This window comes from Kitasatospora sp. NPDC088861 (assembly GCF_044750105.1).
Lineage (GTDB): Bacteria > Actinomycetota > Actinomycetes > Streptomycetales > Streptomycetaceae > Kitasatospora.
The window spans coordinates 134,470-159,938 of record NZ_JBIVJF010000013.1 but is presented as its reverse complement, the minus strand read 5'-3'; the positions used below and the strand labels follow the sequence as shown (position 1 = coordinate 159,938).

The window sequence follows — 25,469 nt, the reverse complement described above, 5'->3', positions numbered from 1 at the left end:
GCGGCCGGGTCAGGTGCCCGGGTGGGAGGCTGCCCAGCCGTGTTCGAGCAGGGCGAAGGCCTCGTCGGCGGCTCGGCGCGGTTCGGCGTGCCGCAGGATGAGGCTGCGGCTCTCAAGGGCGAAACGGGCGAGGGCGGCGCAGCTGACGTCGTCCTCGGGGGCGTTGACGGCCTCGGCGATGGCTCGTGCCAGGGCGGTTTCGTGGCGCGTCCACATGCGGTGGGCGTAGTCGCGCAGCGCGGGGGTCTCCTGCACCATGCGCGTGAAGTCGGCGAACCGCGGGTCCGCGGTGTGGACGGCGAACTGGGTCTGCGTCAGCAGGAGGTGCTCGCGCAGCGCCTGCGGGATCGACGTGCCGGGGGTGCGTTCGCGTACGGCGGCGACGAGTGCTGCTTCGATGTCGTCCTCCTGGTCGAAGACCAGGGCTTCCTTGCCGGAGAAGTGCTTGAACAGGGTGGTCACCGAGACGTCGGCGGCCTCGGCGACGTCCTTGACGCCGACCTGGTCGTAGCCGTGTTCGAGGAAGAGGTCGAGTGCGGCGTCGGCCAGGGACTGGCGGGTCTGGGCCTTCTTGCGCTCGCGGCGCCCGGTCGGTTCGGTCACGTGCCCACCATACCGACATAGTGCATCCGCTGCAAAAGTTTAGTCGTTGCGCTTATTTAGCGAGTGTGATTTCTTGGTGGTGCCGGGCCTCCCAACGGCCCACCCACCTCCCGAGGGGCACTCCCATGAACTCTGCCCGCAATCCCCGCAATCCCCGTGATCCCCGCCGTCCCCGCATCGCGATCGTCGGCGCCGGCCTCGGCGGCCTCACCTGCGCCCGGGTCCTGCAGCAGCACGGTCGCTCCGTCACCGTCTTCGAACGCGAGGCATCCGCCGGCGCCCGCCCGCAGGGCGGCACCCTCGACCTGCACGCCGACACCGGCCAGGCCGCCCTGCGCGCGGCGGGGCTCCTCGACCGGTTCCACGCCCTCGCCCGCCCCGAAGGAGACGCGTGGCGCGTGCTCGACTTCGCCACCGCCGCGCTCCTGGCGCAGCAGGGGCCTTCCGCCGACGGCGGCCGGCCGGAGATCGACCGGGGCCAACTGCGCGGCCTGCTCCTGGAGTCGATCGCCGAGGGCACGGTGCGATGGGACCGCGCCGTCAGCGGGGTCACCCCGCTGGCGGACGGCACCTGCCGGCTGTGCTTCGGCGACGGTACCGCCGAGGACTTCGACTTGGTGGTCGGTGCCGACGGCGCCTGGTCGCGCGTCCGCCCGGCCCTGTCGCCCGCCGTACCGGGCTACACCGGTGTCACCTTCGTCGAGACCGGATTCGACCACTGCGACACCCGTCACCCCGACCTCGCGCGGCTGGTCGGCAGCGGATCGATGCTGGCGAAGGGCGTCGGCAGGTCCCTGGTCGCCCAGCGCAACAGCAACGGCCACATCCGCGCCTACATCGCGCTGCGCGTGCCGGAGGACTGGCACACGGCCGCCGGTATCGACCTCGGCGACCAGCGGGCCGTGCGGACGCACCTGCTGAGGGCGTTCGACGGCTGGGACGAGAGCCTGCGCCACGTCCTGCGCGACAGCGACAGCGGGCTCGTCAACCGGCCCCTGTTCGTCCTGCCCGCCTCGCACACCTGGCAGCACGTCCCCGGCGTCACGCTGCTCGGCGATGCCGCGCACCTGATGCCCCCGGTCGGACTGGGTGCCAATCTCGCCATGCTCGACGGTTCCGACCTCGCCCACGCCCTCGCCACCGAACCCAGCGTCGACGACGCCGTCCGCGCCTACGAGAGCATCATGCTGCCGCGCTCGATCAAGGCCGCGACGGGCAGCGCGCAGGGACTCGACCACCTCGTTCCCGCGACGGCCCCCTGAACCGACTCCACTCGGGCTCTGACTGTCTCAGCTCAGGCACCGGCTGTTCGGGCGCTCACAGCTGGAGTCGTCCGGGGCGGGTCGAGCGACTGTCGGCTTCCACGGGCTGTCCGGGCCCTTTGGTCGCTGCGTATTCACGCAGGTCAGGGCAGCGGCAGGGACTGAAGCGACTGAGACTGGGGATTGGGTGCACGTTGTCGCTCGGGCCGCGTGCCCGTCCCGGCGCGGTCGGGCGGCCGGCGACTCCGCCGTGGAGTGGTCACGGGCGGTGAGGATGACGTGGTAGCCCTGTTCGGCGAGCTCGCGGGCGACGGCGAAGCCGAGTCCGGCCGGGCGGCTGGTCCCGGTGAGGAGTGCGGTCCTGACGGCCATGGCGGGTGTTGCCCTTTCAGGTGGCTCGGCCGTTCCTGGTTTGAGCTTGGACCGCGACGTCGGAGCTGTCACCGGGCACCTGTATGTTGATCACCCGCCGACCCTGTCGGTGTCCCGTCCCGGGGTGTCGACGTGCGGGTCCGGCCTGGGGTGGTGATCGCTTCGCGGAAATCCGGTCGCTGTCGTCGGGGGATCAGGTGATCCTTTGGCGTCGAGGCTGAACAGCCGCTCATCGTCTCAAGCGCTTGAAGGATTTTGCATGACCGTTCCTGCCCCGCCTGACAGCCCGCAGTCCGCCGAGGAGCCGGCCGACACCAACGCATGGGCGGCACCGAGCCCGGGTCAGGGTGAGGACGAGGCCCGGGTTCAGGGCGAGGCCACGGTGCCTGCCCCGACCGCCACCCCCGCCCCTGCTGCGCCCCCCGCCGCGCCCCCAGTCGCGGCTCCGAACGTCCCGTACTGGCCGCCGTACGCGTATCCGATGCCGGCGCCGCAGCCTCGCAACGGGCTGGGCACCGCGGCCATGGTGCTCGGGATCGTCGGTGGCGTCCTCAGCCTGGCCGTCATCTTCTTCTGGCTGTCCTGGCTGCCGGCCCTGCTCGCCGTGGTCTTCGGTGCCATCGGGCTGGGCTACGTCCGCAAGGGCCTGGCGACCAACCGGGCGATGGCGCTCGCGGGTGTGATCCTGGGCATTTCCGGTCTGCTGGTCTCGGTCGGCGCCGGGGTGTTCGTCGTGACGCGGGTGCAGGCGGCCGACGAGGAGCGGCGGGCGGATGAGAACGCCGCGCGCGCTCGCGCCGATGCCGCGACTCAGGCCGCCAACGAGCGGGCGGCGAAGGAGCGGGAGCGGATCGGGGCCGAGCGGAAGAGGTTCGAGGCCGAGCAGGAGAAGGCGGCCGCGGACGAGAGGGCCCGGCGTCTGTCGTTCGGCCAGTCCTACACGTACGGGGACGGCCTGAAGGTCACGATGGCCGCGCCGACGCCCTACGTTCCGAGTGACAGCGTGTCGGACACCCCCAAGAACGCCAAGATCATCCAGGTCCGCATCACCGTCGTCAACACCGGGTCGGAGGAGGTCTCGCTCAACGGGTCGGGGCTGCCCACCATCAGGGACGCCAAGGGCAACCTCGTCTTCACGCTGATCGACGGAAGCGGACGGATGAAGATCCTCAAGGGCTCGCTGGCCCCGGGCGAGGAGGCCACCGGTCTGACGGCGTACGCCCTGCCGGGCAGCGCGGCCGACCGGTTCTCCGTCCAGTTCGACTACGGTCTCGGGCGGCTGCGCAAGGACGTCATCTGGTCCGGCTCTCCGAGCTGACCCGGGGCCGCTCCCCCCGAAGCCTGTTGCGCAGGAGGCATGACCTGCCACCACCCTGCCACCGCCGTCACCTGGCTCGTTTCACCCCGTCCACCAACGGCGTCGAGAGCGTCGGGCCGGGCGTCCGGCGGTGATCGGCGACTGCTTCGGGCGGGACTCCTGATCCGGATGATCCGAGGCCGGGGCGCGGCACGTGCCGCGCCCCGGCCGGGTGTCGAGGGAGCCTCAGAGGTTGAAGCGCATGACCATGCGACTTCCCGGGAGGCTGGAGATGGTTCCGCTGCTGCAGTCCGTGATGTCGGCCCCCGGGAAGAGGGTGCCGGTGACGGTGGCGCCGGGCAGGACGGAGCTGTTGAGGGACACCGTGCCGTTGAGGCTGTTGGAGATCTCGTTCTTCGAGGGGTCGCCCTCGACGTCCTGCATGCCCGCGGCGTTGATGGTGGAGGTGCCGGCCGGGTTGCCGTTCGCGTCGGCCCAGTCGACGACGATGGTGCCGGTGAGCTGGCCGAGCTGCTTGCAGGCGAGGGTCGCCGACCCGGTGAGGGTGATCGATCCGGCGGACAGGTTGGGGCCGCCGTTCTTCGTCAGGCACCTGGTGATGGTGCCGTTGTTCATGGACAGGTCGACCGCGGCGGGGGTGTCCGTGATCGGCGTGGTGCTGTTGACCGTACCCTCTGCGGCGCACAGGACCCGGAGCAGCGGGTTGGCCCGGGTTTCGGCGACCCCGTTGGCCCCGTCGGTCACGACCGGCGTGTCGGCGGCCGAGGCGGGGGCGGGCTGCTGGAGGAGCACGGCCGAGGTGGCGGCCACGGCGGCCAGGGCGAGCGGGACGGCGGCCAGGCGCCACCGGCGGGGCCTGGACGGCGCTGCTTCACGCGTCGGCACGGGGTCGGAGTCCCAGGAGTGCAAGGGCATGGTGTTCCTGTTCTGTGAAGTCGGGCGGCTGAGGGTCAGAGGAGTTCGGAGAACTGGGCGTCGTGCTTCGCGGTGAGGCTGCTCAGGCCGTTGGAGCAGTGGCTGATGTCGCTGGTGGGCTCGAAGGTCGCGAGGACGCCGGCGAGCGGCAGGACCTTGCTGCCGAGGGACACCGTGCCGTCGCTCGAGTTGAGGATGTCCCCGCGCGCGGGGTCGCCTTCGACGTCCTGTGCGCCGTTGGTGGTCACGGTGGAGGTTCCGACGACGCTGCCGGTCTGGTTCAGTCCGCTGTACCAGGTGATGGTCTCGGTGCCGCTGAACGTACTGGGGGAGGAACACGAGAGCGTGCCGGTGCCGGCGAAGGTCAACGTCGCCGACAGTACGTCCGTGGGCCCGCCGTTCTCGGCGAAACACTCGTCGAACGTGCCGACCCAGGAGAGGGACACGGTCCCGGCGGTGTTCGTGATCGGCGCGCTGCTGGTGCCGACGGCCTGCCCGGAGCAGGTGAGCTTGGTCAGGAGAGTGTCGCGGTGGCCGGTGGACTCGCTGGCGGCGGCCCGGGTGGGGGCGGCCTGCTGGAAGAGCAGGCCGGCACCGGCGGCCGTGGCGACCAGGGCGAGCGGAACGGTGGCGAGACGCCACCGCCGGACCGAGAGATTTCTGGTGTGCGGCCCCGACGGCGTGCCCGGGGCGGTGGGCTGAGCGCCCATAGTTGCTCTCCTTCTGTTTATGTATACGAACTGCTGCTGTCAGAATCACCGCCAGTGGGGCGCTGTGCGATCCGGGCGGAGCCGGATTCGTCTTTGCGGTGCGACATTGACCCGACTGCCGCAGTGCGCCCTCGGGCTCCTATGGAGCTTCCTTTTTGCTACTGAAGATCGTGAACGACCTTTAATGTCCGGCAGTCGAGGGATAGCGGCGTGTGCCTGCCGGGTCTTCCGCCGGTGTCGGGCTACGTTCTGCGGCAGACCTTTTCAGAGTCGGCCCGCCGGGTCGCCCGACGGATGAGGGGAGACATCAATGCCGCCCAGTCCACCTCTTCCGCCCGGCGGCCCCCGGATTCCGGCCGTGGATCGGCTGCCCGGTTTTCCGGGTGCGGAGCACTGGCGGCGCGAGGCGGAATCCGGATTGCACTACGTCGACCACGGATCCGGCGACGTCGTGCTCATGCTGCACGGAAACCCGACGTGGGGATATCTGTGGCGGCGTCTTATCACCGCGCTGGCCGAGGACTTCCGTTGCATCGTGCCGGACCAGTTGGGCATGGGGCTCTCTCAGCGCAGGACCGGTGCCGGTCCGATTCCGCTCGCGGAGCGGCTGGAGCACCTCGACGCGCTGGCGGCCCACCTGATCGAGCAGGGCCGGGCGCCGTCGGCGGGCTGGACCCTGGCGGTACACGACTGGGGAGGGCCGATCGGCCTGGCGTGGGCGAGGCGGCATCCCGGGTTGGTCACGAAGCTGGTCGTGCTGAACAGCGTGGGTTTCCGCTGGCCCGAGGGCTACCGGCTGCCGCGCTCGCTGGCCCTGCTGCGCGACGTCCGACCGCTCGGCGAGGCGGCGCACCTGCTGAACGTCTTCCCCCGGGCGGCGCTGCGCGCCGGAGTGGTCCGGCCGCTGCCCGCCGAGGTCCGCTCCGCCTACCTGCGGCCGTACCGCGGCGCGTGGCAGCGCCGCGCGGTACGGGACTTCCTGCGGCAGATCCCGCGCAGCGGCGCGGACCCCGCCTGGTCCCTGGTCGATCCCGGTGACGACAGCGCCGACCTCGCCGGGCTGCCGGTGTTCATCGGCTGGGGCCTGCGGGACCCGGTGTTCACCCCGCTCGTCCTGCGGGAGTGGCGGCGCAGACTCCCGCACGCCGAGGTGCACGCCTTCGCCGACGCGGGCCACTTCGTCCTGGAGGACGCCGGCGATTCCCTGATCAGGCCGCTTCGGCGCTTCCTGTCCACACGATGACGAACCATCACGGAAAGGTGCCCATGCCCTCGCCCCACAGCAGGATCAGTCTCGTGCGGGTCCATGTCCCCGAGGCCCGCCAGAGTTCCCGCGAGATCGAGGAGGAGCTGCGCCGGCAGAGCCCCGGGGCCGCGCTGCCGGCGGGACTGCTGGAGCACATGTTCGGGCTGCGCGAGCGGTGCGTGGCGGCGCCGGAGGAAATGCCCTCGGACCTGGCGGCCCGGGCGGGCGCCGCCGCCCTGCGCGACGCCGGCCTCCCGCCCGAGGCGGTCGACCTGCTCGTCTACACCGGGATCAGCAAGGACCTCGACGAGCCGGCGACCGCGAACGTGGTGGCCGCCAAGCTCGGTGTCACGGCACCGGTCTTCGATCTGATGAACGCCTGCAACGGCGTGCTCAGCGCCTTGGAGAGCGTGGATGCGCTGATCAGGCTCGGCTCCTACCGGCGGGTGCTGGTGGTCACCGGGGAGGTGCCCAGCCGGATGACCCGCTGGCGCATTCCGGACCGCGGTCGGCTCGCATCGGCGCTGGCCAGTCTCACGCTGGGCGACATGGGGGCGGCCGTGCTGGTGGAGGCGAGCGAACGGCCCGGCATCCTCGGCAGCCGCTTCTTCGCCAATCCGGCCGCGTGGCCGAGCGCGGTACTGCGCAGCCCGTACGCCACCGGCCGGATGCACGAGTTGGAGGTCGACGACGCCGCGTTGACGGCCTCCTTCGCGGAGCTGCGGGGACAGGCCTTCAAGGCCGCGGGCGAACTGATCGATTCCGTGGCCGACTGTGCGCTGTTCTGCGTCCACCAGCCCTCGGCGGCCATGACCCGCGACCTCTGCTCATCCGCCGGCATCCCCGCCGAGGCCGTGATCCCCACCTTCCCCGACTACGGCAACGTCGCCACCGCCACCATCCCGCTGCAGCTGGTCCTCGCGCAGGAGCGGGGCCGGCTGCACGAGGGCGATCTGGTGGGGATCCTCGGCCTGGCCAGCGGCACCAGCCTCGGCGTCATGGCCCTGCGGTGGTGAGCGCGGTCCCCGGGGCGACCGAGGAACGGGACGCCTGGCCGGAGACGCTCGCCGCCCACCTGGCCGGCTGGGCCGGCCTGCAGCCGGACCGCACCGCGCTCGTCTGGCCCGCTCCGCGCGGCCGGTGGCACACCGTCGACTTCGCGACGCTGGAGGCCGCCTGCCGGGCGCGCATCCGCGAACTGCGCGAGGCGGGCGTCGGCGCCGGGCAGAAGGCCGTGGTGATGGCCCGCGACCCGTACGACCTGGTGACCACCGTGTACGGGCTGCTCGCCCTCGGTGCGGTGCCGGTGCTGATCGACCCGGCGCTGCCCCGTCCGGCGCTGCGGGCCTGTCTGGACGAGACGCGGCCCGAGGTGTTCATCGGCGACCCGCTCGCCCAGCTGGCCCGGCTGCTGCTCGGCTGGGCCCGCCCGCACGTCACCGTCTCACTGCTCACGGGCCGCGCGTGGCGCGCGTGGTGCGCGCGTCGGCCGGAGCTGGAGACGGAGCTGGAGACGGAGCGGCCGGAACCGTCATGGCCGAGCCCGCCGCCCGCCGCCTCGCTCGCGCTGATCGCCTTCACCTCCGGCTCCACCGGAGTGCCCAAGGGCGTGGAGTACGAGCACCGGCAGCTGGCCGCCCAGGTCCGCTCCCTCACCGGGCTGCTGGGGCTGGGCCCGGGCGAGGTGCTGCTCGCCGGGTTCCTGCCCTTCGCCCTGTTCGGGCCCGCCACCGGCGCCACCACCGTCGTCCCGGCCATCGACCACCTCAGACCGGCCCGCACCCGGGGCGCCGACCTGGCGCGCGCCGTCACCGAACACTTCACCTCGGTGGTGTGTGCCTCCCCGGCGGTGCTGCGGGCCCTGGCCGGGGAGTGCGAGCACGGCCGGCTGTCGCTCGCCCCGGTGCGGCTGGCCTGTTCCTTCGGCGCCCCGCCGTCCGAACGGCTGGTGCGTGCGCTGCGCCGGGCGCTGCCGGAGGAGGCGACGCTGCTCAGCGCGTACGGCGCCACCGAATGCCTGCCGGTCAGCGTGATCGACAGCGCCGAACTGGCCGCCGCGCACGCGGAACCGCTGCACGCCCACCGCGGGGTCTGCCTGGGCCGCCCGGTGCCCGGCATCGCGGCCCACGTCCTGGTGCCGGTCGGCCCCGTGTCGTACAACCGGACAGTGCCGCAAGGGAGTTACGGGGAGATCACGGTCGGCGGCCCGCAGGTCAGCCGGGCCTACCATGCCCGCCCGGGAGCGAACGCGGCCGCCAAGGTCGGCACCGGGGAGGACGTACTGCACCGCACCGGCGATCTCGGCTGGCTCGACGAGAGCGGCCGGCTGTGGTTCCTCGGGCGCTCCGCGCACCGGGTGCACGGAGCCGGGTTCGCGCTCGACACCGCCGTGGTCGAGCGGATCGCCGACGCGGTGCCCGGCATCGGCCGCACCGCGCTGATCGGCCTCGGGCCCGCAGGCCGTCAACGGCCGGTGCTGTGCGTGGAGTTGGCGCCATCGGGGGCCAACTCGGCGACGGCCGTCCTCCAGGGGCTTCGGCACGCCCTGTCGGCGGTGCCGGGCGGCCACCGGGTTTCCACCGTCCTGCTCCACCACCGGCTGCCCACCGACCCGAGGCACAACTCGCGCGTCGACCGTGACCGCCTCGCCCGCTGGGCCCGCCGCCGGCTGCGCCGACGACGCCCGGGCGGCGTGCTGGGAGGCGGGCGATGAGGATCCTGGTCACCGGGGGCAGCGGCTTCCTCGGCCTGGAGCTGTGCCGCCGCCTCGCCGGGCGCGGCGACGTGGCGGTCTCGCTGAACCGCCGCTGGAGTCCGGAGCTGGAGCGCCTCGGGGTCCGTCAGCACCTGGGCGACATCGCCGACCCGGATACGGTCCGGCGAGCCCTCGACGGGTGCGAGGCGGTGATCCACAACGCGGCCCTGGCCGGCGTCCGGGGCCCCGAGCGGCCGTACCGCGCGGTCAACGTCGACGGCACCCGGCACGTGCTGACCGCCTGCCGCGCCCTCGGCATTCGCCAACTGGTCTATACCTCCACCGCGAGCGTGGCCTTCACCCCCGAGGGCGTCACGGGAGCGGACGAGTCCCTGCCCGGGCCCCGGAGCCACTCGGCCGCCTACCCCCGCACCAAGGCCGAGGCGGAGGCGGCCGTCCTCGCCGCCAACGGCCCGGACCTGGCGACCACGGTGCTGCGGCCCCACCTGATCTGGGGGCCCGGCGACCCGCACTTCCTGCCCGCCCTGCTGCGGGCGACCGAAACCGGGCGACTGCTGATGCCGGGCCGCGGCACCAACCTCGTCGACACCTGCCACCTCGCCACCGCGGCCCACGCCCACCTGCTCGCGCTGGACCGGCTGCGACCGGGCCACCCGGCGGCAGGGCGGGCCTACTTCATCGCCCAGGGCGAACCGCGGCCGCTGCGCGAGGTGGTGGCCAGGCTCCTCACCGCGGCCGGACGCCGCGCGAGCTGGCGCCCAGTGCCCTACCCCGTCGCCCTGGCCGCCGCCGTACTGGCCGACGCCACCACGACGGTGCTCCGCCGCCACACCGACCACGGCCTCAGCCGGTTCCTGCTCCACCAGCTCACCCGGCCGCACTGGTTCGACCTCACGGCGGCCCGGCGCGACCTCGGCTTCGAGCCGCCCACCACCTTCGACCAGGCCATGGCCGAACTGACCCGTCACCACCGCACCACCGGCGGCTGAGCCCGCCCCCCTCACACTCCGGAAAGGAACCACGATGGACACGACGCTCTCCGTGGACGACGTCTGCGACACCGCCCAGACCCTGCTCGTCGAGCGGTTCGGCGTATCCGCCGACGTCATCAGCCCCGACGCCACGTTCGAGGAGATGGACGTCGACTCGCTCGCGCTGGCCGAGTTCGCCTTCGTGCTCCAGGACGAGTTCGGCATCCTGATCAGCCAGGAGGACGCCGACCGGCAGAGCACGCTCATCGACGTCGCCCGGATCGTCCAGGCCCGACTCGGCGACGCGACCGAACCCGTCGCGTGAACCGCCCCGAGATCGCCGTCACCGGCCTGGGGCTCGTCACCCCGGCCGGGTTCGGCGCCGAGGAGACCTGGCAGCGGGTCTGCGCCGGCACACCCACCGCGTCACCGGACCCCGACCTCGACGCCGCCCCGGTGACGTTCTCCTGCCGCATCCCCGCCATGGACCTGGACACGGCGGTCGGGCGCAAGAAGGCATGGCGGATCGGACGGTTCAGCAAGCTCGCGCTGCTCGCGGCCCGGGAGGCCGTCCAGAACGCGGGACTGGACACCGGTGGGTGGGACGGCGCCCGGGTCGCCGTCGTGCTCGGGGTGGGCTTCGGCGGCGCGCCGCACTGGGAGGACCAGCTGCGCCGACTCCATCAGCGCGGGCCGGCCCACGTCTCGCCGACGGTGATCCCGATGGTCATCGGAAACATGGCCGTGGGCGAGGTGGCCCAGGAGTTCGGCGCGCGTGGTCCCACGCTCGCCTGCGCCACCGCCTGCGCTTCCGGTGCCACGGCGCTGGCCATCGCCCACGACCTGCTGGTCGCCGGGTCCTGCGACATCGTCCTGGCCGGTGGCGCCGAAGCCGCCCTCAGCCCGCTGGTGGCGACCGGGTTCCACCGGATGGGCACCCTGTCGGCGCGCGGGCACGACGTGCCGGGCGCCTCCCGGCCGTTCGCCGCCGACCGGGACGGCTTCGTCCTGGCCGAGGGCGCCGCCGTGCTCGTCCTGGAGCGCGCCGCGGACGCGAAGGCGCGCGGTGCCCGGGCGCGCGCCGTGCTCGCCGGACACGGCGCCAGCAACGACGCCCACCACCCGACCGCGCCGCCCCAAGGCGCCGCCGGTGCGGAACAGGCGCTGCGTACGGCGCTGCGCAGCGCGGGCCTGGGCGCCGGCGACATCGGCCACGTCAACGCCCACGGCACCTCCACCCCGCTCAACGACGCCGCCGAGGCCGGCCTGATCGCCCGCACCCTGCCGCACCGGCCCAGCGTCACCGCCCCCAAGGGCGTGCTCGGCCACAGCCTCGGCGCGGCCGGAGCGATCGAGGCGGCGCTCACCGTGCTGACCATCGAACGCGCACTGGTGCCACCGATCGCCAACCTCACCCCCGACACCGCCGAGTTCGACATCGACTGCGTCACCGGGACGGCGCGCCGGCAGCGCATCGACGCGGCGCTCAGCCACTCCTTCGGCTTCGGAGGCCACAATGTCGTCCTCGCCCTGCGCCGGGACTGACCCCCGGGCGGGCACGGTCCGAACCACCCCGGCGCCGCCCGACGGCAGCGGGGCCAGGCTCGGCGCACTCGTCGCCCGCCACCGCTGGGCGGTGCTGTGGACCACCGCCCTGCTACTGGCCGTCGCCGCGGTCGTCGGGGCCGGGCTGCCCGCGCGACTGTCCCACGGCGGCTTCACCAACCCCGGGGCCGAGTCCGGCCGGGCGCTCGAAGTCATCGAACACCACTACAACGCGGGCGGGACCAGCACGATCGTGGTCTTCCGCAGCGAAACCCTCACCGTGGACGACCTGGAGTTCGGCGAAGCCGTGCGGTCCGCGCTCGCCACCGTGCCCAGATCCGTGCTGACGGGTGCCCAGCACTACTGGAACACCGGCAAGCGGGAACTCCTCTCCACCGACGGGCACGCGGCCTGCGTGGTCGTCGGACTGGCCGGCACCGGCGACCAGGCCAAGACCGCCTCCTACGAGCGGCTGCGCCGGTTGCTGCACGCCGACGGACTGACCGTCGCCTACGCCGGGCAGGTCCCGCTCGAGGCCGACCTGGACCGGACCGTCGACGACGACCTCACCCGGGCCGAACTCTACGTCTTCCCCCTGCTGTTCCTGCTGCTCCTGCTCTTCTTCGGCAGCCTCGCCGCGGCCCTGCTGCCGCTGGCCGTGGCCGGCGCGAGCCTCGCGATGTCCTTCGCGGTGCTGCGGCTCCTCTCCCCACTGGTACCGGTCAGCTACGTCACCCGCAACGTCGTCGTCATGATCGCTCTCGGGCTGTCCGTCGACTACGCCCTGTTCGTCGTCGTCCGCTTCCGGCGCGAGCTGCGCCACCGGGGCGACCCGCACCGGGCCGTGGCCGCGACCATGGCCACCGCCGGGCACACCGTGCTCTACTCCGCGACGGCCATCTCGCTCGCCGTCCTGGGCCTGACCCTGCTTCCGTTCCCCATCACCCGCTCCCTCGGCATCGGCGCCGCCGTCACCGTCGCGCTGGCCGGCGCCGTCAGCCTCACCATGCTGCCCGCCGTACTGGCCGTGCTCGGCCCGGGCGTCGAGGCCGGGTGCGTCCGGCTGCCGGGCTTCGGGCGGGCCGGTCTCGGACGGGCCTGGGCGGCGGACCAGGAGACGGGGTTCTGGTACCGGCTGGGCCGGAGCGCCGTCACCCACCCGTGGGCCTGGCTCACCGCCGCCGTCGCGGTGATCGCCGTGCTGAGCGCCCCGGTCGTCGGGCTGCACCTCGCGGCGAGCGACCAGCGGACCCTGCCCGCCGGGGCGGCCAGCCGCAGGGCCCAGGAACTGCTGCACGAGGACTTCCCGGCGGCCGCGCTCGACCAACTCCAGGTCGTCGCCCACCTGCGGGACGACATCGGCGGCGAGCCGGGCAAGGCCGAACTGGCCCGCTGGCAGGAGCGGCTCGCCGGACTGCCGGGTGCCCAGGACGTCCGGCTGCGGGTCGGCACCGCACACAGCGCGCTGCTGACCGTCGCCACCGACGCGGCTCCGGACGCTCCCGCCGCCGAGCAACTGGTGCGCGCCGTGCGGGCGCTCGACCCGCCCGACGGCGGCCTGGTCCTGGTCGGCGGACCGGCCGCGGCCAACGTCGACGTCCTGGACACCCTGAAGGCCAGGCTCCCGGCACTGGTCGGGTACCTGCTGGTGGTCACGCTCGGCCTGCTCTTCCTGGCGTTCCGGTCGCTGCTGGTCCCGGTCAAGGCCGTCATCACCACGACGATGTCCCTCGGCATCGCCTACTCCGCCGTCACCTGGACCGTCCAGGACGGCCACGGCGCCCGGCTGCTCGGCCTTCAACCCACCGGGTACGTCGGCGCGTTGGAGGCCGCCATCATGCTGATGTTCGTCTTCGCGCTCTCCGTCGACTACGAACTCTTCCTGATCGCGCAGATCCGCGAGCTCCACCGCGGCGGCATGGACAACGCGAGCGCCGTGGTGACCGGCCTCGGGCGCACCGGCGGGCTGATCTCGGCCGCGGCGGCCCTGATCGTGCTGGTCGCCGCGGCCTTCGCGACCAGCCCCGTCGTCACCGTGAAGGAGATCGCCCTCGGTGTCCTGGTGGCCGTGGCCGTCGATGCCACCGTGGTACGCATGCTGCTGGTTCCCGCCACCATGCGCCTGCTCGGCGAACTCAACTGGTGGACACCGCGCTTGCGGCGGCCGGCGGCGCCGGGCGGTCCCCGTCCGGGGCCGTTGCCGGGCCTGGAAGCGGTGGAGTGAGCGTACGAGTGGGTTCCGGGCGGGCCTGGCGCTGGGAGGCGTGCGGAGCGGGCTCGGAGCACTGGTGTCCTGCGCCGGAGATCCGGCGCAGGACACCAGGAGCAGTACCGGTGATCCGACCGGGCTACACGGGGGTGTTGATGACGGAGACCATGCCGAAGTGGTGGTGGGCGATGGAGAGGTCGCCCTGGGTGTCGCCGCCGGTGGGGGTGATCATGGCGGAGGAGACGGTGTACTCCCTCGGGCCGCCGCTCTGCATCAGGTAGGGGATGCCGATGGTGGCGGGGGTCTGCGGTCCGAGGGCGCCGAGCCCCGGGGGACGGAGAGCCGGTAGGAGAGCCGGTAGACGGAGGGGGCGGCGGGTCGTTGTTCTCGTAGAGCGTGGTGAGGCCGGGTGGGCGGCCGGTGGTGGGGATCTGGGTGTAGAAGGGGATGGAGAAGGTGAAGTTCGCGGGGCTCTCGGGAGGTGCCGTCGCTGACGGACGGCAGCGTCGCGACGTTGGCGTAGAACGGGGTGATGACCTTCAGCGACACCGGTCCGGTGGCCGCGGTGCCGCTGAAGTTGCCGATCGTGACCTGCACGGTGGCCGTCCCGCCGCCCATGTAGGTGCCCGCGTCCGCCGAGCAGTACAGGTTCACGCTGTTGAGCGCGTCCGGCCGACGGGCGGCACCTGCGGGGGCCACGGACCGGTCCTCGGCTGCGGCTGCTGCGGGCACGGCTGCGCCCAGGCCCACCACGGCGGCACCCAGTCCTGCGGCCCTGAGAAGGCTTCGGCGTGCCACCGGTGCTGCCCCCGGCCCGCCGGACTCGTCCTCTTCGCGGATTCCATCGACCATGTCTGCGCCTCCATCGGCACGTAGCGGTGAAGCGGGCTTCCAGCCCAGTGGTTCGTACTCTGACATGTGGTCATGTCGCAGGGCGGTCAACGCGCTTGACGGCATCCGGTCCGCCACCGTGCCGGAGTCGACGCGGCAACGGTGCACGCCTTCCGAGCAGTGGCCACAGGAATGGCGCGCCCCCGGGCGTCGGATGTTGCCCGGGGGCGCGGGAGCGCGTGCTGTGCGCTCAGAGCGAGGCGAGGCTGAAGTCCACCTCGTGTTTCCCGGTCAGGGCGGTCACTCCGGTGTCGCAGGAGCCGGTGATGCCGGACAGGTCGAAGCTGCCCTGGTAGCTGTTGAGGGGCAGGAGGGTGCTGGTCACGTCCGTGATGCCGGTCTCGTCGTTGGTCACCTCGCTGCCACCCGAGTTGCCCTTCTCCCCGCCCTGGAAGGAGACGGTGGTGCGGCCGAGGTTCCTGTTGTTGACGTCGTACCAGGTGAAGGTCGCCGTTCCGGAGAAGGGATGGTAGGACACGCAGGAGAACGTCCCGGTGCCGACCGAGGAGATCGTGCCGTGGTCGACGTTCGAGTTGGTTCCGGCGGCGCTGTAACAGTCGTCGAGGCTGCCTTCGACCGTGTACGAGTTCGATGCCGCCGCGTCGGTCACCGGGTTCTTGAACGTCAGCGTCACCGGCCCTGAGCAGGTCAGGTCCTTCAGTACCTCCGTCGCGTGCGCGGACCCGGCCGCCCCCGGGATCGCTACGGCCAGCAACCCGCCCGCGGTCGCCGCCACCATCAGACGCCTCATCGTGTGCTCTTCTTCCTGTTCGTCGGTGTCGTGCCTTGGCGCCAAGAATCCCCGGTACTCGATCAACCGGTACATGCGCGCTGCCGGCGCACTCCGTGTCTCATCCGGACAGGCGTACCCAGTCGACCGAGAAGCCTTGCTGCCGTTCGGCTGTTCGTCTACGTGCGCGAGCCCGGGGCGCAGCGGGGCGGGCGGGCCCGGTGGCCGTTGCCGGCGCCCCGCTGAGGGCGGGCCGGGTCACCCGATCTCCCCTCCGGTGTCGCGGGAGAACCGCGGCCGCAGCACTGTTTGAGCATGAGCTACGACCATGGGGTGACGGCCGGAGCCCGTGTGAGGCCTGCCCGCCCCCGGAGGGTGCGTGCCGCCCTCGGTTCCGGATGCCTCGCGGGGGCGCTGGTCCTGCCGGCCGGCGTCACCGCGCCCGCCCGGGACGCGACCACCCGGACCTTCACCACCGACGCCACGTTCACCGTCCCGGACGGTGTCACCGGCATCACCGTCACCCTCGTCGCGGCGGGTTCCGGGGGAGGCGGCGGGGGCGGGGGAGGTGGCACCGGCCTCTTCAAGAGCGGCGGCGGGGGCGGGGCGGGAGGCGGCGGCGGGGGAGGCGCCCGGGTCACCTGCACCCTGGCCGTCACCCCCGGCGACGTGCTGACCCTCACCGTCGGCACCGGCGGAGCCGGTGGGGCGGGAGGCGCCAGCGGTGAGGAGGCCGACCCGGGTGCCGACGGCGGTGCCGGGGGCGCCGGGGGCCGGTCCACTCTCACCGGCGGCGCAGCCGTCCTGGCAGCCGTGGACGGCGGGTCACGGCCCGGGGGCGGGGGCGCGGGCAGCGTGCTCGGAGGCGCCCGGGGCGAGGGAGGCCACGGCGGAGGGAGCGTCCCCGCCTCCGCCTGCAAGGGCGGAGGGCCCAGCGGCACAGGCGGATCCGACGGTGACCTCGGCGCCGGTGGTGAGGAAGGCGTCGACGTGACACCGGCCACCGTCGGCGAGACCGTCCCCGGCAGCACGGGCGGCGTGGGCGGCGAAGGCGGTGCAGCGGGGGCTCCTGTGCCGGCCGCCTGCCCCGTGGGCACCGGCGACGGCGGGGACGGCGGGGACGGCGGCGACGGCCAGGACTACGTCGGCAACTTCGACGACCCCCAGACCCCCGGCGAGGACGGCACCGCGGGCACCGAGGGCGGCAGCGGCTGCATCACCCTCGTCTATTAGGGCCTGTCTGGCGGATCTTGCCGGACAGGCCCTGGACCAGCGGGCCGGGCCCCGACGCCGGCTTGATCGGCGTCGGGGCCCGGCACTTCGTCAGGCCGCCGTGTCCAGGAGACTCGTCCCGCCCGGCCCGAGCCTGCCGGGCACCGCTCGCTCCGCAGCGAGGGGCGGGGTTTGCGGGAGCGCGGCGGTGGGGCGCCCGTTCGGGATCAGGCGTCCTGCGCGGGGACGAAGGGGACGGGCATGGGCCTGGCCGTGGGGGTGGCGGTGGGGGTGACCGTGGGCGTAGGCGTAGGGGTGGGGGTGGGCGTGGGGGTGGCGGTGGAGGTCGGGCTGGATGTGGAGGTCGGTGTCGGTGTGGGGGACTGCGTGCCGGTGGGCAGCGTGATGGTGACCGTCCCGTCCAGCGTCATCGACTTCAGGCCGGTCGGGGTGTTGCAGGCCGTGAGGTCGATGTCGGACTTGACCGGGTCGAGGACCACCGTCCAGGTGGCGCCCTTGTAGCGGCCCGCGGTGATGCCGCCGCTGAGGGGGTTGCTCGACTTGAGCAGGTCCTGGATCGGCTGCATGTCCCAGGTGAAGTCGGTGGTGCCCGGGTCCTCCGTGGTGGGCTGGCCGTTCGCGGTCTCCCAGGTGACGCGCTGCAGGGTGCCGGGCGCGTTCTGGTAGTTGCCGGCCGCGCAGGTCACGCCGTTGCCGAGGCCTGTCCCCACGTAGTCGGCCTGGGTGATGGGGGCGTCACCGGTGCAGTTGAGCAGTTTGGGGTTGCCGAGGGTGGCCGTGATGTTGTCCTGGGGGACGAGCGTGAGGCCGGAGCTGAAGGTCATCGTGAAGCTGTCCTCACAGGTGATGACCTGGGGCACTCCGGCGGCGGAGGTGTCGTACACGAGCAGTCCGCCGACCAGGGTGCCGGCTGTGAGGGCGGCGGCCGCGATACCGATGGGGTGTTTCATGGGGTCGTGCCTTTCTCGGGGTGGGGGAACCCGGTGGTGCTGCGGGCCGGATCACCCGGGGAGTCCGGGGGCCGGTGCTGGGGGACGGCTCGACGGGGTGGGGAGCCCGGAGCCCGACGGCCCGGCCGCTGCGGGGGAGCCGTCGTCCTCGCCGTGGCGCGCGAGGGTGAGGAGCGCCGTACCGCTGACCACCAGGACGGCGAGGACGTAGAGCGGGGTCACGGCCGGGGACTTGAACCAGTCGGCGGCCTCGGCGGTCAGGTAGGTGGCGAGGGTGCCGCCGAGGAGTCCGCCCAGTTGGTAGCCGACGGCGGCTCCGCTGAGGCGCACGCGGCTCGGGAAGAGCTCGGAGACCAGGGCCGCCTGGGGGGCGTACATCGCGGCGAATCCCACCAGCGACAGCAGGTAGGCGAGCACCAGGACCGGGGGAGAGCCGAAGCGGAGCAGGGGCGCGAACGCGGCGGCCCAGAGTGCCATGGTGATGGTCCCGGCCAGGCAGACCCGTCGTCTCCCGTAGCGGTCGGACAGCGCGCCGAAGAACGGGATCAGGGCGATCAGCGCGAGCGGGGCGAGGAGCGAGAGCGCGATCAGGGCGTTGAGCGACAGGCCGGCGACGCGCAGCAGGGTCAGGACGTAGTTGAACGAGAAGCCGAAGAGCACGACGTCGGCTCCGGCGGTGATCGCCGTGGTGACGAGCAGCTGCCTGCGGTGCCGGGCGATCAGTTCGACGACCGGCCGTCTGCTGCGGGCCCCGGTGAGGGTGAGCGTCCGGAAGGCGGGGGTCTCCTCGATCCGGGCCCGGGCCCACAGCCCCACCACCACCAGCACGGCGGAGAGCAGGAAGGGCAGTCGCCAGCCCCAGGTCATGAACTGTGCGGGTGTCAGCGCACCGGAGACCGCCGTCATGGCCCCGAACGCCAGCAGGTTGCCCGCCGGTGCGCCGATCTGGGCCCAGCTCGACACCAGCCCCCGGCGCCCCGGTTCGGCGCACTCGTGCGCGACGACGGTGGCGGCTCCCCACGCACCGCCCAGGCCGAGCCCCTGGAGCAGGCGCAGCGTGACCAGCAGGAGCGGGGAGGCGAAGCCGATCTGGCCGTATCCGGGCAGCAGCCCGACCAGGCCGGTGGAGGCCCCGGTCAGCAGCAGCGCGCCGACCAGGGCGGGGCGCCTGCCGTGGCGGTCGCCGAGGTGCCCGAAGAGCGCCCCGCCGACCGGCCGTGCCACCAGCGCGGCCCCGTAGAGGCCGATGCCGGTGAGGGTCGCCGCGAAGGGGGAGAGGTAGGGGAAGAACTGGTGTTTGAAGACCAGCACGGAAGCGTTGACGTAGAGGAAGAAGTCGTACCAGACGAGCGTGGTACCCATGAGGCTGACGATGACCGAGCGGCGGACATCGCGCGTCGCGAAGCGCACATCGAACTCCATTGCGTGTGACTGTCGTCACTTCTAGCAATATTCCAGCGCCGGTGGCATCGCGCCACGCAGGCCGCCGCGGGCTGGACTATTCGCGTGCGCACCGTACCTGCGCCCCGAACTCCGGAGACTCGCCCGGGCGCCCGGCGCGACCGGTCGGCCCTTCGTTCAACTCGTCTCCACTGCAAGGGTGTTCGCGGCCCACTTGGTCGACTCGGCCTCTTGTCCGAATGTGGCGTTCAGGTTAATCCTGTCGCTGGTGAACCATTGTGGTGTGGGGTGGATTCCGGCCGTCCGGCCGTCCGGACAATGCGACTTCCATTCGTATACGGCGAACCAGCGGGTCGGATTCATGGAGAATCCGACTTTCACATCCGGCCCGTCGCCCGCTCCAGCCCCCGCCGCCCCCGCCGGAGCGCTGCCGGCTGCGCCCGCCGGACACCCGCCGGCGACACCTCTGTCCACGGCGCTGTCCGCAGCTCGCCGACGCGGCTCCACCGGGCACACTCGGAAGATCACCAACGGCATCCGCGACCTTCGCCGGAGCCGAACGACGTGGCCATCCACCCTGGGGAGGAGCCGGCATGAACCGGTCCCGGTTGACGGAGCAGTCCGACGTGGCATCGGGCCCTGGCGGTCCGATCACCGTATTGTCCGGCTACGTCCATCCGACGCGCGGACCGGTGACCTGCCCGGCGGCCCCGCTCGTGGCCGGGTGGCTCCACGAGCGCGGGTTCGCCGTTCGGATCGGTGCCGGCGGGATCCTGCCGGCGGGCCGGGGTGGGCGGCTGTTCGCCACGACCTACATCGACCTGGACGGGGCCGTGGTGGGGATCGCCGTGATCGCTCCGGCCCGCCAGGAGGCGGTGGCGGCGGAGGCCGTCCGCGTCTGGTCGGCCACGGTGCGGACCAGGCGGCTGATCGTCTGCGCGTCGGCGCCCGCGTGCGGGCCGACCCCGGTCGTCCCGTCCCAGCCCCTGAACCGGCTTCCCCCGTCCGCAGGGGGCGCCGGGCAGGCCGAGTGCCCTCGGGCGGCCGCGACGTGGGCCGCCGTCCGGCAGTACGAGGTTCGCGGGGACACGGTCCTCGTGCTCGGCGGTGGCGGTTTCGCCCCGGCGGCTGACCCCGCCGTGCAGCAGGCGGGGCGGGTCCGGGTGCCCGACGTGGCCGGGGCGCAGGCCCTGCGGTCCGTCGATCCCGAGCGGCTGTCCTTCGTCCAGCACCCGTGCTCACCGGTCGAGGAGGTCGCGGAGATCCTCGGGGTGCTGCGCGCGCGGTTCCCGCTGCTTCGAGGCCAGCACCCCGATCAGTGGTGCTACCGCTCCTCCGACCGGCGGCGCGCCGTCCGTGCGGTGGCGGAGTCCAGCGACCTGGTGCTGGTCTCCGCCGGCAGCACCCTGGCGGCGACGATCCGCTCCGGCGCGTTCGTGGCGTTCAACGGTCTGAACGCCCTGCGGCCGGAGGAGATCGCGGCGGCGGCGACCGTCGGTGTGATCGCCCCGCTGCGGGCTGCCGAGGGCGCTGTCGACGCGACGGACGCCGTGGTCGGGGCGATCGGCGGCCTGGGGCCGGTGAGTGTGGCCTACCACCGTACGGTCACGGAGGTCGCGACCGACGTCCTCGCGCGGACTCCGCGCCGGCCCTGACGGGGAGAAGGCTCGGCCGCTGCCGCGTGCGCGAATCGTCAGGCACGCCCCAGGGCGGTGGCCCGTTGGATGAGGTGGTCCGCGGCCGGCCGCCGGCGGTGGGGGAGCAGGAGCCCGGGCATCCGCGCCCTGGCCAGGTGGGCTCGGCGGGAGGCCAGTAGCGGGTAGACGTCGAGGAACTCGTGCCAGGTGGCGCAGGCGGCTTCGATGTGTCCGGCCGCCAGCTGGCGCTCGGCCAGTCTGCTGAGGACGACGGCACGGGAGCGGGACTCGCCCCGGGGCCTGCGGGCGGCGGACACCTCCAGGAGCTTGATCGCCCCGGCGGGGTCGCCGAGTTCGACTCCGACGAGGGCCCGCTGGTGGTCCCACGAGGCGCGGTGGTAGTCGCCGATCGGCGGTGGCGGGCCCGTGGCGTTCGTGAGGAGGTCGCGGGCGTCGCCGATGTGGCGCAGCGCGGCCGTCCGATCGCCGAGGGCGGCCTCGGACAGGGCGAGCTGCCCCAGGACGGAGGCGCGCAGCCGCGGCGCCGAGGAACTGATGCGGCAGTCGGCGGCGGCCTGCGCCAGGCGCAGGCTCTGGCGCCGGTGGCCGAGTTCGTAGGCCTGGGTGGCCATGGCGCGCAGGGTCATCGCCTGGGCGGCCGTGTCGCCGGCGTGCCGGGCCAGGTCGAGGGCGAGGCGGTAGTACTGGCCGGCGAGGCCGTTGAGGTCGTCGTCGATGTGCATGAAGGCGCACAGGTAGCACAGTCGGGCGGTGGCTCCGAGGATGCCGAAGTGCCGGACGGGCGGGGCGGGTGCGGCGAGCATGGGCGCCGCCGTGGTCGCGAGGAACGCGGCGAGTGCGGTGCGGGCCTGGCCTCCGCCGTGGACGCGGTCGATCGCGGAGAAGACGGGCAGCAGCAGGGCGAGCGCGTCCGGCTGGGGCGGGGGCGCCTTCGCGCCCGCGGGTACCGACGCGCCGGTCGGGGCTTCGGTCCGGCCTCCGGTCAGGGCTTCGGCCAGGCCGGTCGGGCTTGCGGGCGGTGCGGGCGGCGGCTGGTAGGAGAGGAGGTTCCCGTGGCGATCGGGTGCGACGGCCGCCGCCGCGAGCCGCGCGAGCACCGCCGGGGAATCCGGCGCCGGGGTGTCCGGCGGCGGATCTCCGAATCCGGCGTCGGCCAGGGTGACGGGCCGTCGGAGCCGACGGCCCAGCGCCGCGCAGACCAGGTGGGGGGCGGGCTTGCGGGGAACGGCTCCGGTGAGCCACTGGTGCACCGAGGCGCGCCCGTAGGCCCGGGCCCATCCGGATTCGGCGCCGATCTGATTGACGGCCCGGGCCAGTTGCTCTCCGGTCCATCGGGCTTCTTCGAGGAGTTCGCGAAGGCGGGCGTTCGGCACACGGCGGACGGCCATGTCTCTCCCGGCGGGTCGTCGACGCCGCGCTCACGGCGGCCCGGTCCGGCCTCCGCGGTACGCGGTCGCGCTGCGCACATCCCGCCATGCTATCCGCTCGCAGCGCCGCCGGGATGCCCGAATGGGATTCTCAACTCGATGTAATTCCCGGGAAGTTGACGCCCGGAAAAGCTTGACGGGCCGGCCGTCGAAAAGGGCCCGCGAGGGCGGCCGCAGCCTCCACCATCGGTGGCGTCGGGGCGTTTCCTTCGAACGTGCCCCAGGGTGGAGGCGGAATCCGTGATGTCCGGCCCGCAGCGTCCGCAGAGTCCCACGGCCACCGGAAAGTTCGTTCACATGTTCCCCGGGCAGGGGGATTTCAGTCTGACCCCGCTGTTGCGGACGCTTCCCCGCGTCGGGTCGCTGGCACGCGCGGTCGCCGAGGTCTTCGAGGAGGCCGACGTGGTCGCCGCCGAGTTCGGGGTGGCGCCGATCGGCCCCCGGCTGGCAGGCGGCTCCCACCTGACCGGCGACTCCCGTTCCGGTGGCGGCTCCCACCTGACGGGCGACTCCCCGCTCAGTGCCGGCGCGCTGGCCGCCGAGCCGGCCGGGACCGTACAACTCGCGCTGTTCGGTGTGTCGTTGGCGGTGCACCGCGCACTCGAAGCCGACGGCTGCCGGGCGCACCGTCTCCTGGCGGTCAGCTTCGGCGAGATCCCCGCGCTGACCGCGGCCGGATGCTGCTCGGTCGCCGACGGGGCCCGTCTGGCCTGCCGGCTCGGGCAGTTGCTGACCGGCCACGGCGGCGGCATGACACTGCTGGGCGCGGGCCCGGCCACAACCCGCCGGCTGCTCGCGGCCGCCGGGCCGGGCACGGGCGTGGTCGTGGCCTGCGTCAACCACGGCGGGGAGACGGTGGTCTCCGGCCCGCTCGACGGGCTCGCCGTCGTCGAACGGTCGGCGACGGCGCACGGCGTGGGGGCGCAGCGGCTGCGGCTCCCGTTCATGAGCCACCACCCGGCTCTCGTCCACGAGGCCGGTGCGTTCGCGCACTTCGCCCGGCGGCTGCGCCTGTCCCCGCCGCGCCGACCGGTGTACTCGGCGGTGGCCGGCCGGTTCTACCGCGCGGACAGCGATCTGCCGAGCGCGCTGTCCGCGTGCCTGGTCAGGCCTTTCGACCTGCCTGCGGTGTTCGGCGCGTCGATGGCGGACGCCTCGCTGGTCGTCGAGGCGGGCACCGGCAGCACGCTGACGAACAGCGTGCGCAGGATCGACCCGCGGCAGGACGCGCTCGCGCCGGTCGCCGACGGCCAGTGGCCGACCGGCCCCCAGACGCCGCTGCCGCCCCCGTGCTCCTGCCCGCCTCCCGCCGCGCCGGGGGAGGGCACGTCGCACCACCACCACCCGACCACGACGGCCGCACGGGGGGACTCTTGAACACCGAACGGAAGCCTGGCGAGGAGGCCGGCGCGATCGACGTCCTGACCCGCCTCTCGGCGCTGCTCCCTCCCCGGCGGGCCTCGGAGTTCGGACAGCTCCTGGCGGACCACCGGGCCGAACACGGGGCGGCAGCCCTGCGCACGGACGTCAGCGCGCACCGGCGGCTGGCCCGCCTGGCGGCCTCGCTGCCGCCGGCGGTCGACGTGGTCGCCGACGCGGAACTGCTGGCCGCGCTCAGCGAGGCGACGGCGCTGGCGGATCCATCGCTCTACCAGACCTTCCTCTCCCACTACACCCTGTGCGTCGGCTCGCTGGTCCTCCTGGGCGGCAAGGCCGCGGACCCGGACGGCGCCCTCGCACACGCACGCACCAAGGGATCCTTCCTGGTCACCGAGATCGGCGACGCCGGCAGCCACCTCGGGATCCGCACCGAGGCCCGGTTCGACCCGGCCCGCCGCGCGTTCACGCTGCACACCCCGGACCACCGGGCCGCGAAGTTCTCCTCCGTCGCGGCGCTCGGCCTGCCCCAGCAGGCGGTGGTCTGCGCACGGCTGCTGACCGGCGCCCGGGACGGGGGAGTGTTCTCCTTCCTCGTCGACATCACGGGGGTCGACGGCCGCCCGGCACCGGGCGTGTCCGTCTCCGGCCCGCTCCCGGTGGGCGCGCTCCCGCTGCCCTACGGCCTCGTCCGGTTCCACGGCGCCCGAATCCCGTACGACCGCTGGCTGGCGGACGGGGCCGGGATCGACGCCACGGGCGTGCTGCACGACCCGCAGCCGAGCGCCGACGCGCGCCTCCAGCGGACCCTGAGCTGCGGCCAGGGGCTGTGGGCCACCCTGCCGTCCGCGATGGCGGGCCTGGCGGGCCGCAGCGCGGCGATGGCCTGGCGGTTCAGCGCGGGCCGCCGCTCGCACGGCCGGCTGGCGCCCGGGAGCCCGGTCCTGGAGTACCGCACCCAGCAGCACGCCGTCGTCGGAGCGCTGGCCGCCGCCTTCTCCCTGCGCTGCACGGCCCGGGCGGCCCTGTCCACGTGGGCGGGGCTGCGCGCCGCGAAGCCCTCCGACGGGCCGGGCACGGCGATGACCTTCTCCCCCTGGGCCGCGGTCGACCGCTCGCTCGCCCTCCACAAGGCGCACAGCACCCGGGCCGTGGCGGAGCTCGTCGACTCCCTCCAGCACCGCTGCGGGGTGTCGGGCCTCTTCGACCATAACCGGCTGCCGGGCTACCTCGGCTTCGCCCGCGCCTTCGACAACGCCGGCGGCGACAACACCCTCATCCTGCTCGACGCCGGCCGCGCCCTCGCCGAGGAGCGGGCACGCCCCGATCGGCGGAGGGCCGGTCCGGGCCGGTTCCCGGCCGACCCGGGCCCGTCTTCGGCCGACCCGACCGACGCGGCGTGGTGGCCCGCGGTCGTCACCGCGCTGCAGGACCGGCTCGCCGACGACCTCGCCGCCGCGGCGTCGGCCCGTACCGAGGCGCTCCACGGCTCGCTCCAGCGAGACCTGGAGCTGTGGAACCCGCTGCTGGAGGACGCCCTGGAGCTGGGGGACGTCCAGGCCCGCCGGCTCGCGGCCGAGGCCGCGGTGGAGGGGACCGCCGCGCACGGGTGGCCCGTTCCGCAGGCGGCCGACCTCGCCGCGCTCGACGGCCTGTGCCAGGCCCGGCGCCTGGCCGGCCCCCTGCTGGCGACCGGCGTGCTCACCCCCTCGGCCGTACGCGCCCTGCCCGCCGCCATGGACGCCCTGTGCGACCGGTTGCGTCAGGCCCTGCCGGACATCGTGGCCGCCCTCGACCCCGGGGCGGGCCTCGCCCGCACCGCCCTCGACGAGCCCGACTACGCCGCCGCGCTCCTGGCCGCCCACGGCGCCCCTGCCGGCGCCCCCGCCAGTTCCTCCACCGGCTCCTCCGACCGCACCGGGAGCACGTCGTGAA

General features: G+C 73.6%; 22 protein-coding genes. 13 read left to right on the top strand and 9 right to left on the bottom strand.

The window, feature by feature from the left end; all coding sequences use genetic code 11:
• Window positions 1-9: 9 nt before the first annotated feature.
• Complete coding sequence (locus ACIP37_RS22540; protein WP_363622051.1) at window positions 10-603, bottom strand: helix-turn-helix domain-containing protein; 594 nt, start codon at window positions 601-603, stop codon at window positions 10-12.
• A gap of 125 nt (window positions 604-728) precedes the next feature.
• On the opposite strand from ACIP37_RS22540, the gene ACIP37_RS22535 reads away from it, so the two are divergent.
• Both ACIP37_RS22535 and ACIP37_RS22530 read left to right on the top strand, forming a co-directional pair.
• A complete protein-coding gene (locus ACIP37_RS22535) occupies window positions 729-1,865 on the top strand; it encodes an FAD-dependent oxidoreductase (protein WP_400809365.1) in 1,137 nt (378 codons plus the stop codon).
• 631 nt (window positions 1,866-2,496) lie between these two features.
• Window positions 2,497-3,555 (top strand): DUF4190 domain-containing protein, encoded by a 1,059-nt coding sequence (locus ACIP37_RS22530; RefSeq protein WP_400809363.1) that lies wholly within the window; start codon window positions 2,497-2,499, stop codon window positions 3,553-3,555.
• A 225-nt stretch (window positions 3,556-3,780) separates the two neighbouring features.
• Here ACIP37_RS22530 and ACIP37_RS22525 read toward each other — a convergent pair whose 3' ends face one another.
• Together ACIP37_RS22525 and ACIP37_RS22520 are read right to left on the bottom strand one after the other, a co-directional pair.
• Window positions 3,781-4,470, bottom strand: a complete 690-nt coding sequence (locus tag ACIP37_RS22525; protein ID WP_400809360.1) for a hypothetical protein — start codon at window positions 4,468-4,470, stop codon at window positions 3,781-3,783.
• Window positions 4,471-4,505: 35 nt separating this feature from the next.
• The gene (locus tag ACIP37_RS22520) at window positions 4,506-5,180 is read right to left on the bottom strand and encodes a hypothetical protein (RefSeq protein ID WP_363581095.1); all 675 of its coding nucleotides are present in this window, start codon (window positions 5,178-5,180) and stop codon (window positions 4,506-4,508) included.
• A 418-nt stretch (window positions 5,181-5,598) separates the two neighbouring features.
• On the opposite strand from ACIP37_RS22520, the gene ACIP37_RS22515 reads away from it, so the two are divergent.
• The 7 genes from ACIP37_RS22515 to ACIP37_RS22485 are packed head-to-tail and all read left to right on the top strand — an operon-like array spanning window position 5,599 to window position 13,882.
• On the top strand, window positions 5,599-6,423 hold the full coding sequence (locus ACIP37_RS22515; protein WP_363581097.1) for an alpha/beta fold hydrolase: 825 nt from the start codon (window positions 5,599-5,601) through the stop codon (window positions 6,421-6,423).
• Window positions 6,424-6,476: 53 nt separating this feature from the next.
• The gene (locus ACIP37_RS22510) at window positions 6,477-7,442 is read left to right on the top strand and encodes a 3-oxoacyl-ACP synthase III family protein (protein WP_400809357.1); all 966 of its coding nucleotides are present in this window, start codon (window positions 6,477-6,479) and stop codon (window positions 7,440-7,442) included.
• Window positions 7,439-9,139, top strand: a complete 1,701-nt coding sequence (locus ACIP37_RS22505; protein ID WP_400809355.1) for an AMP-binding protein — start codon at window positions 7,439-7,441, stop codon at window positions 9,137-9,139. Before ACIP37_RS22510 ends, ACIP37_RS22505 begins: the two co-directional genes overlap by 4 nt.
• The gene (locus ACIP37_RS22500; RefSeq protein WP_363581103.1) at window positions 9,136-10,131 is read left to right on the top strand and encodes an NAD-dependent epimerase/dehydratase family protein; all 996 of its coding nucleotides are present in this window, start codon (window positions 9,136-9,138) and stop codon (window positions 10,129-10,131) included. The genes ACIP37_RS22505 and ACIP37_RS22500 overlap by 4 nt, the downstream gene beginning before the upstream one ends.
• A gap of 34 nt (window positions 10,132-10,165) precedes the next feature.
• Window positions 10,166-10,438, top strand: coding sequence for a phosphopantetheine-binding protein (locus tag ACIP37_RS22495; protein ID WP_350876141.1), 273 nt, complete (start codon window positions 10,166-10,168; stop codon window positions 10,436-10,438).
• Window positions 10,435-11,658: a beta-ketoacyl-[acyl-carrier-protein] synthase family protein gene (locus tag ACIP37_RS22490; protein WP_400809353.1), complete on the top strand. Its 1,224-nt coding sequence runs from the start codon at window positions 10,435-10,437 to the stop codon at window positions 11,656-11,658. Before ACIP37_RS22495 ends, ACIP37_RS22490 begins: the two co-directional genes overlap by 4 nt.
• The gene (locus ACIP37_RS22485; RefSeq protein WP_400809350.1) at window positions 11,630-13,882 is read left to right on the top strand and encodes an MMPL family transporter; all 2,253 of its coding nucleotides are present in this window, start codon (window positions 11,630-11,632) and stop codon (window positions 13,880-13,882) included. The genes ACIP37_RS22490 and ACIP37_RS22485 overlap by 29 nt, the downstream gene beginning before the upstream one ends.
• A 124-nt stretch (window positions 13,883-14,006) precedes the next feature.
• Here the strand turns inward: ACIP37_RS22485 and ACIP37_RS22480 are convergent, their stop codons facing one another.
• The 3 genes from ACIP37_RS22480 to ACIP37_RS22470 form a co-directional block, all read right to left on the bottom strand.
• Window positions 14,007-14,141: a hypothetical protein gene (locus ACIP37_RS22480; protein ID WP_400809349.1), complete on the bottom strand. Its 135-nt coding sequence runs from the start codon at window positions 14,139-14,141 to the stop codon at window positions 14,007-14,009.
• On the bottom strand, window positions 14,141-14,566 hold the full coding sequence (locus ACIP37_RS22475; protein ID WP_400809346.1) for a hypothetical protein: 426 nt from the start codon (window positions 14,564-14,566) through the stop codon (window positions 14,141-14,143). The genes ACIP37_RS22480 and ACIP37_RS22475 overlap by 1 nt, the downstream gene beginning before the upstream one ends.
• Before the next feature lie 382 nt (window positions 14,567-14,948).
• Entirely contained in the window at window positions 14,949-15,509 is a 561-nt protein-coding gene (locus tag ACIP37_RS22470) for a hypothetical protein (protein WP_400809345.1), read from the bottom strand.
• A gap of 294 nt (window positions 15,510-15,803) precedes the next feature.
• Between ACIP37_RS22470 and ACIP37_RS22465 the strand changes: the two genes are divergently transcribed.
• A complete protein-coding gene (locus tag ACIP37_RS22465) occupies window positions 15,804-16,721 on the top strand; it encodes a hypothetical protein (protein ID WP_400809344.1) in 918 nt (305 codons plus the stop codon).
• A 206-nt stretch (window positions 16,722-16,927) separates the two neighbouring features.
• Here ACIP37_RS22465 and ACIP37_RS22460 read toward each other — a convergent pair whose 3' ends face one another.
• Both ACIP37_RS22460 and ACIP37_RS22455 read right to left on the bottom strand, forming a co-directional pair.
• The gene (locus ACIP37_RS22460) at window positions 16,928-17,671 is read right to left on the bottom strand and encodes a hypothetical protein (protein WP_400809341.1); all 744 of its coding nucleotides are present in this window, start codon (window positions 17,669-17,671) and stop codon (window positions 16,928-16,930) included.
• A 51-nt stretch (window positions 17,672-17,722) separates the two neighbouring features.
• The gene (locus tag ACIP37_RS22455) at window positions 17,723-19,033 is read right to left on the bottom strand and encodes an MFS transporter (RefSeq protein ID WP_400809340.1); all 1,311 of its coding nucleotides are present in this window, start codon (window positions 19,031-19,033) and stop codon (window positions 17,723-17,725) included.
• A 632-nt stretch (window positions 19,034-19,665) separates the two neighbouring features.
• On the opposite strand from ACIP37_RS22455, the gene ACIP37_RS22450 reads away from it, so the two are divergent.
• Window positions 19,666-20,727 (top strand): hypothetical protein, encoded by a 1,062-nt coding sequence (locus ACIP37_RS22450; RefSeq protein WP_400844353.1) that lies wholly within the window; start codon window positions 19,666-19,668, stop codon window positions 20,725-20,727.
• A gap of 38 nt (window positions 20,728-20,765) precedes the next feature.
• Here the strand turns inward: ACIP37_RS22450 and ACIP37_RS22445 are convergent, their stop codons facing one another.
• Window positions 20,766-22,118, bottom strand: a complete 1,353-nt coding sequence (locus ACIP37_RS22445) for a hypothetical protein (protein ID WP_363581123.1) — start codon at window positions 22,116-22,118, stop codon at window positions 20,766-20,768.
• Between the two features lie 336 nt (window positions 22,119-22,454).
• Here ACIP37_RS22445 and ACIP37_RS22440 point away from each other — a divergent pair, with 336 nt between their 5' ends.
• Together ACIP37_RS22440 and ACIP37_RS22435 are read left to right on the top strand one after the other, a co-directional pair.
• Window positions 22,455-23,534 (top strand): acyltransferase domain-containing protein, encoded by a 1,080-nt coding sequence (locus ACIP37_RS22440; RefSeq protein ID WP_363581125.1) that lies wholly within the window; start codon window positions 22,455-22,457, stop codon window positions 23,532-23,534.
• Window positions 23,531-25,468 carry a hypothetical protein gene (locus tag ACIP37_RS22435; RefSeq protein ID WP_400809334.1) on the top strand — a complete coding sequence of 646 codons (1,938 nt, stop codon included), beginning with the start codon at window positions 23,531-23,533 and terminating at the stop codon, window positions 25,466-25,468. Before ACIP37_RS22440 ends, ACIP37_RS22435 begins: the two co-directional genes overlap by 4 nt.
• Window position 25,469: the final 1 nt, after the last annotated feature.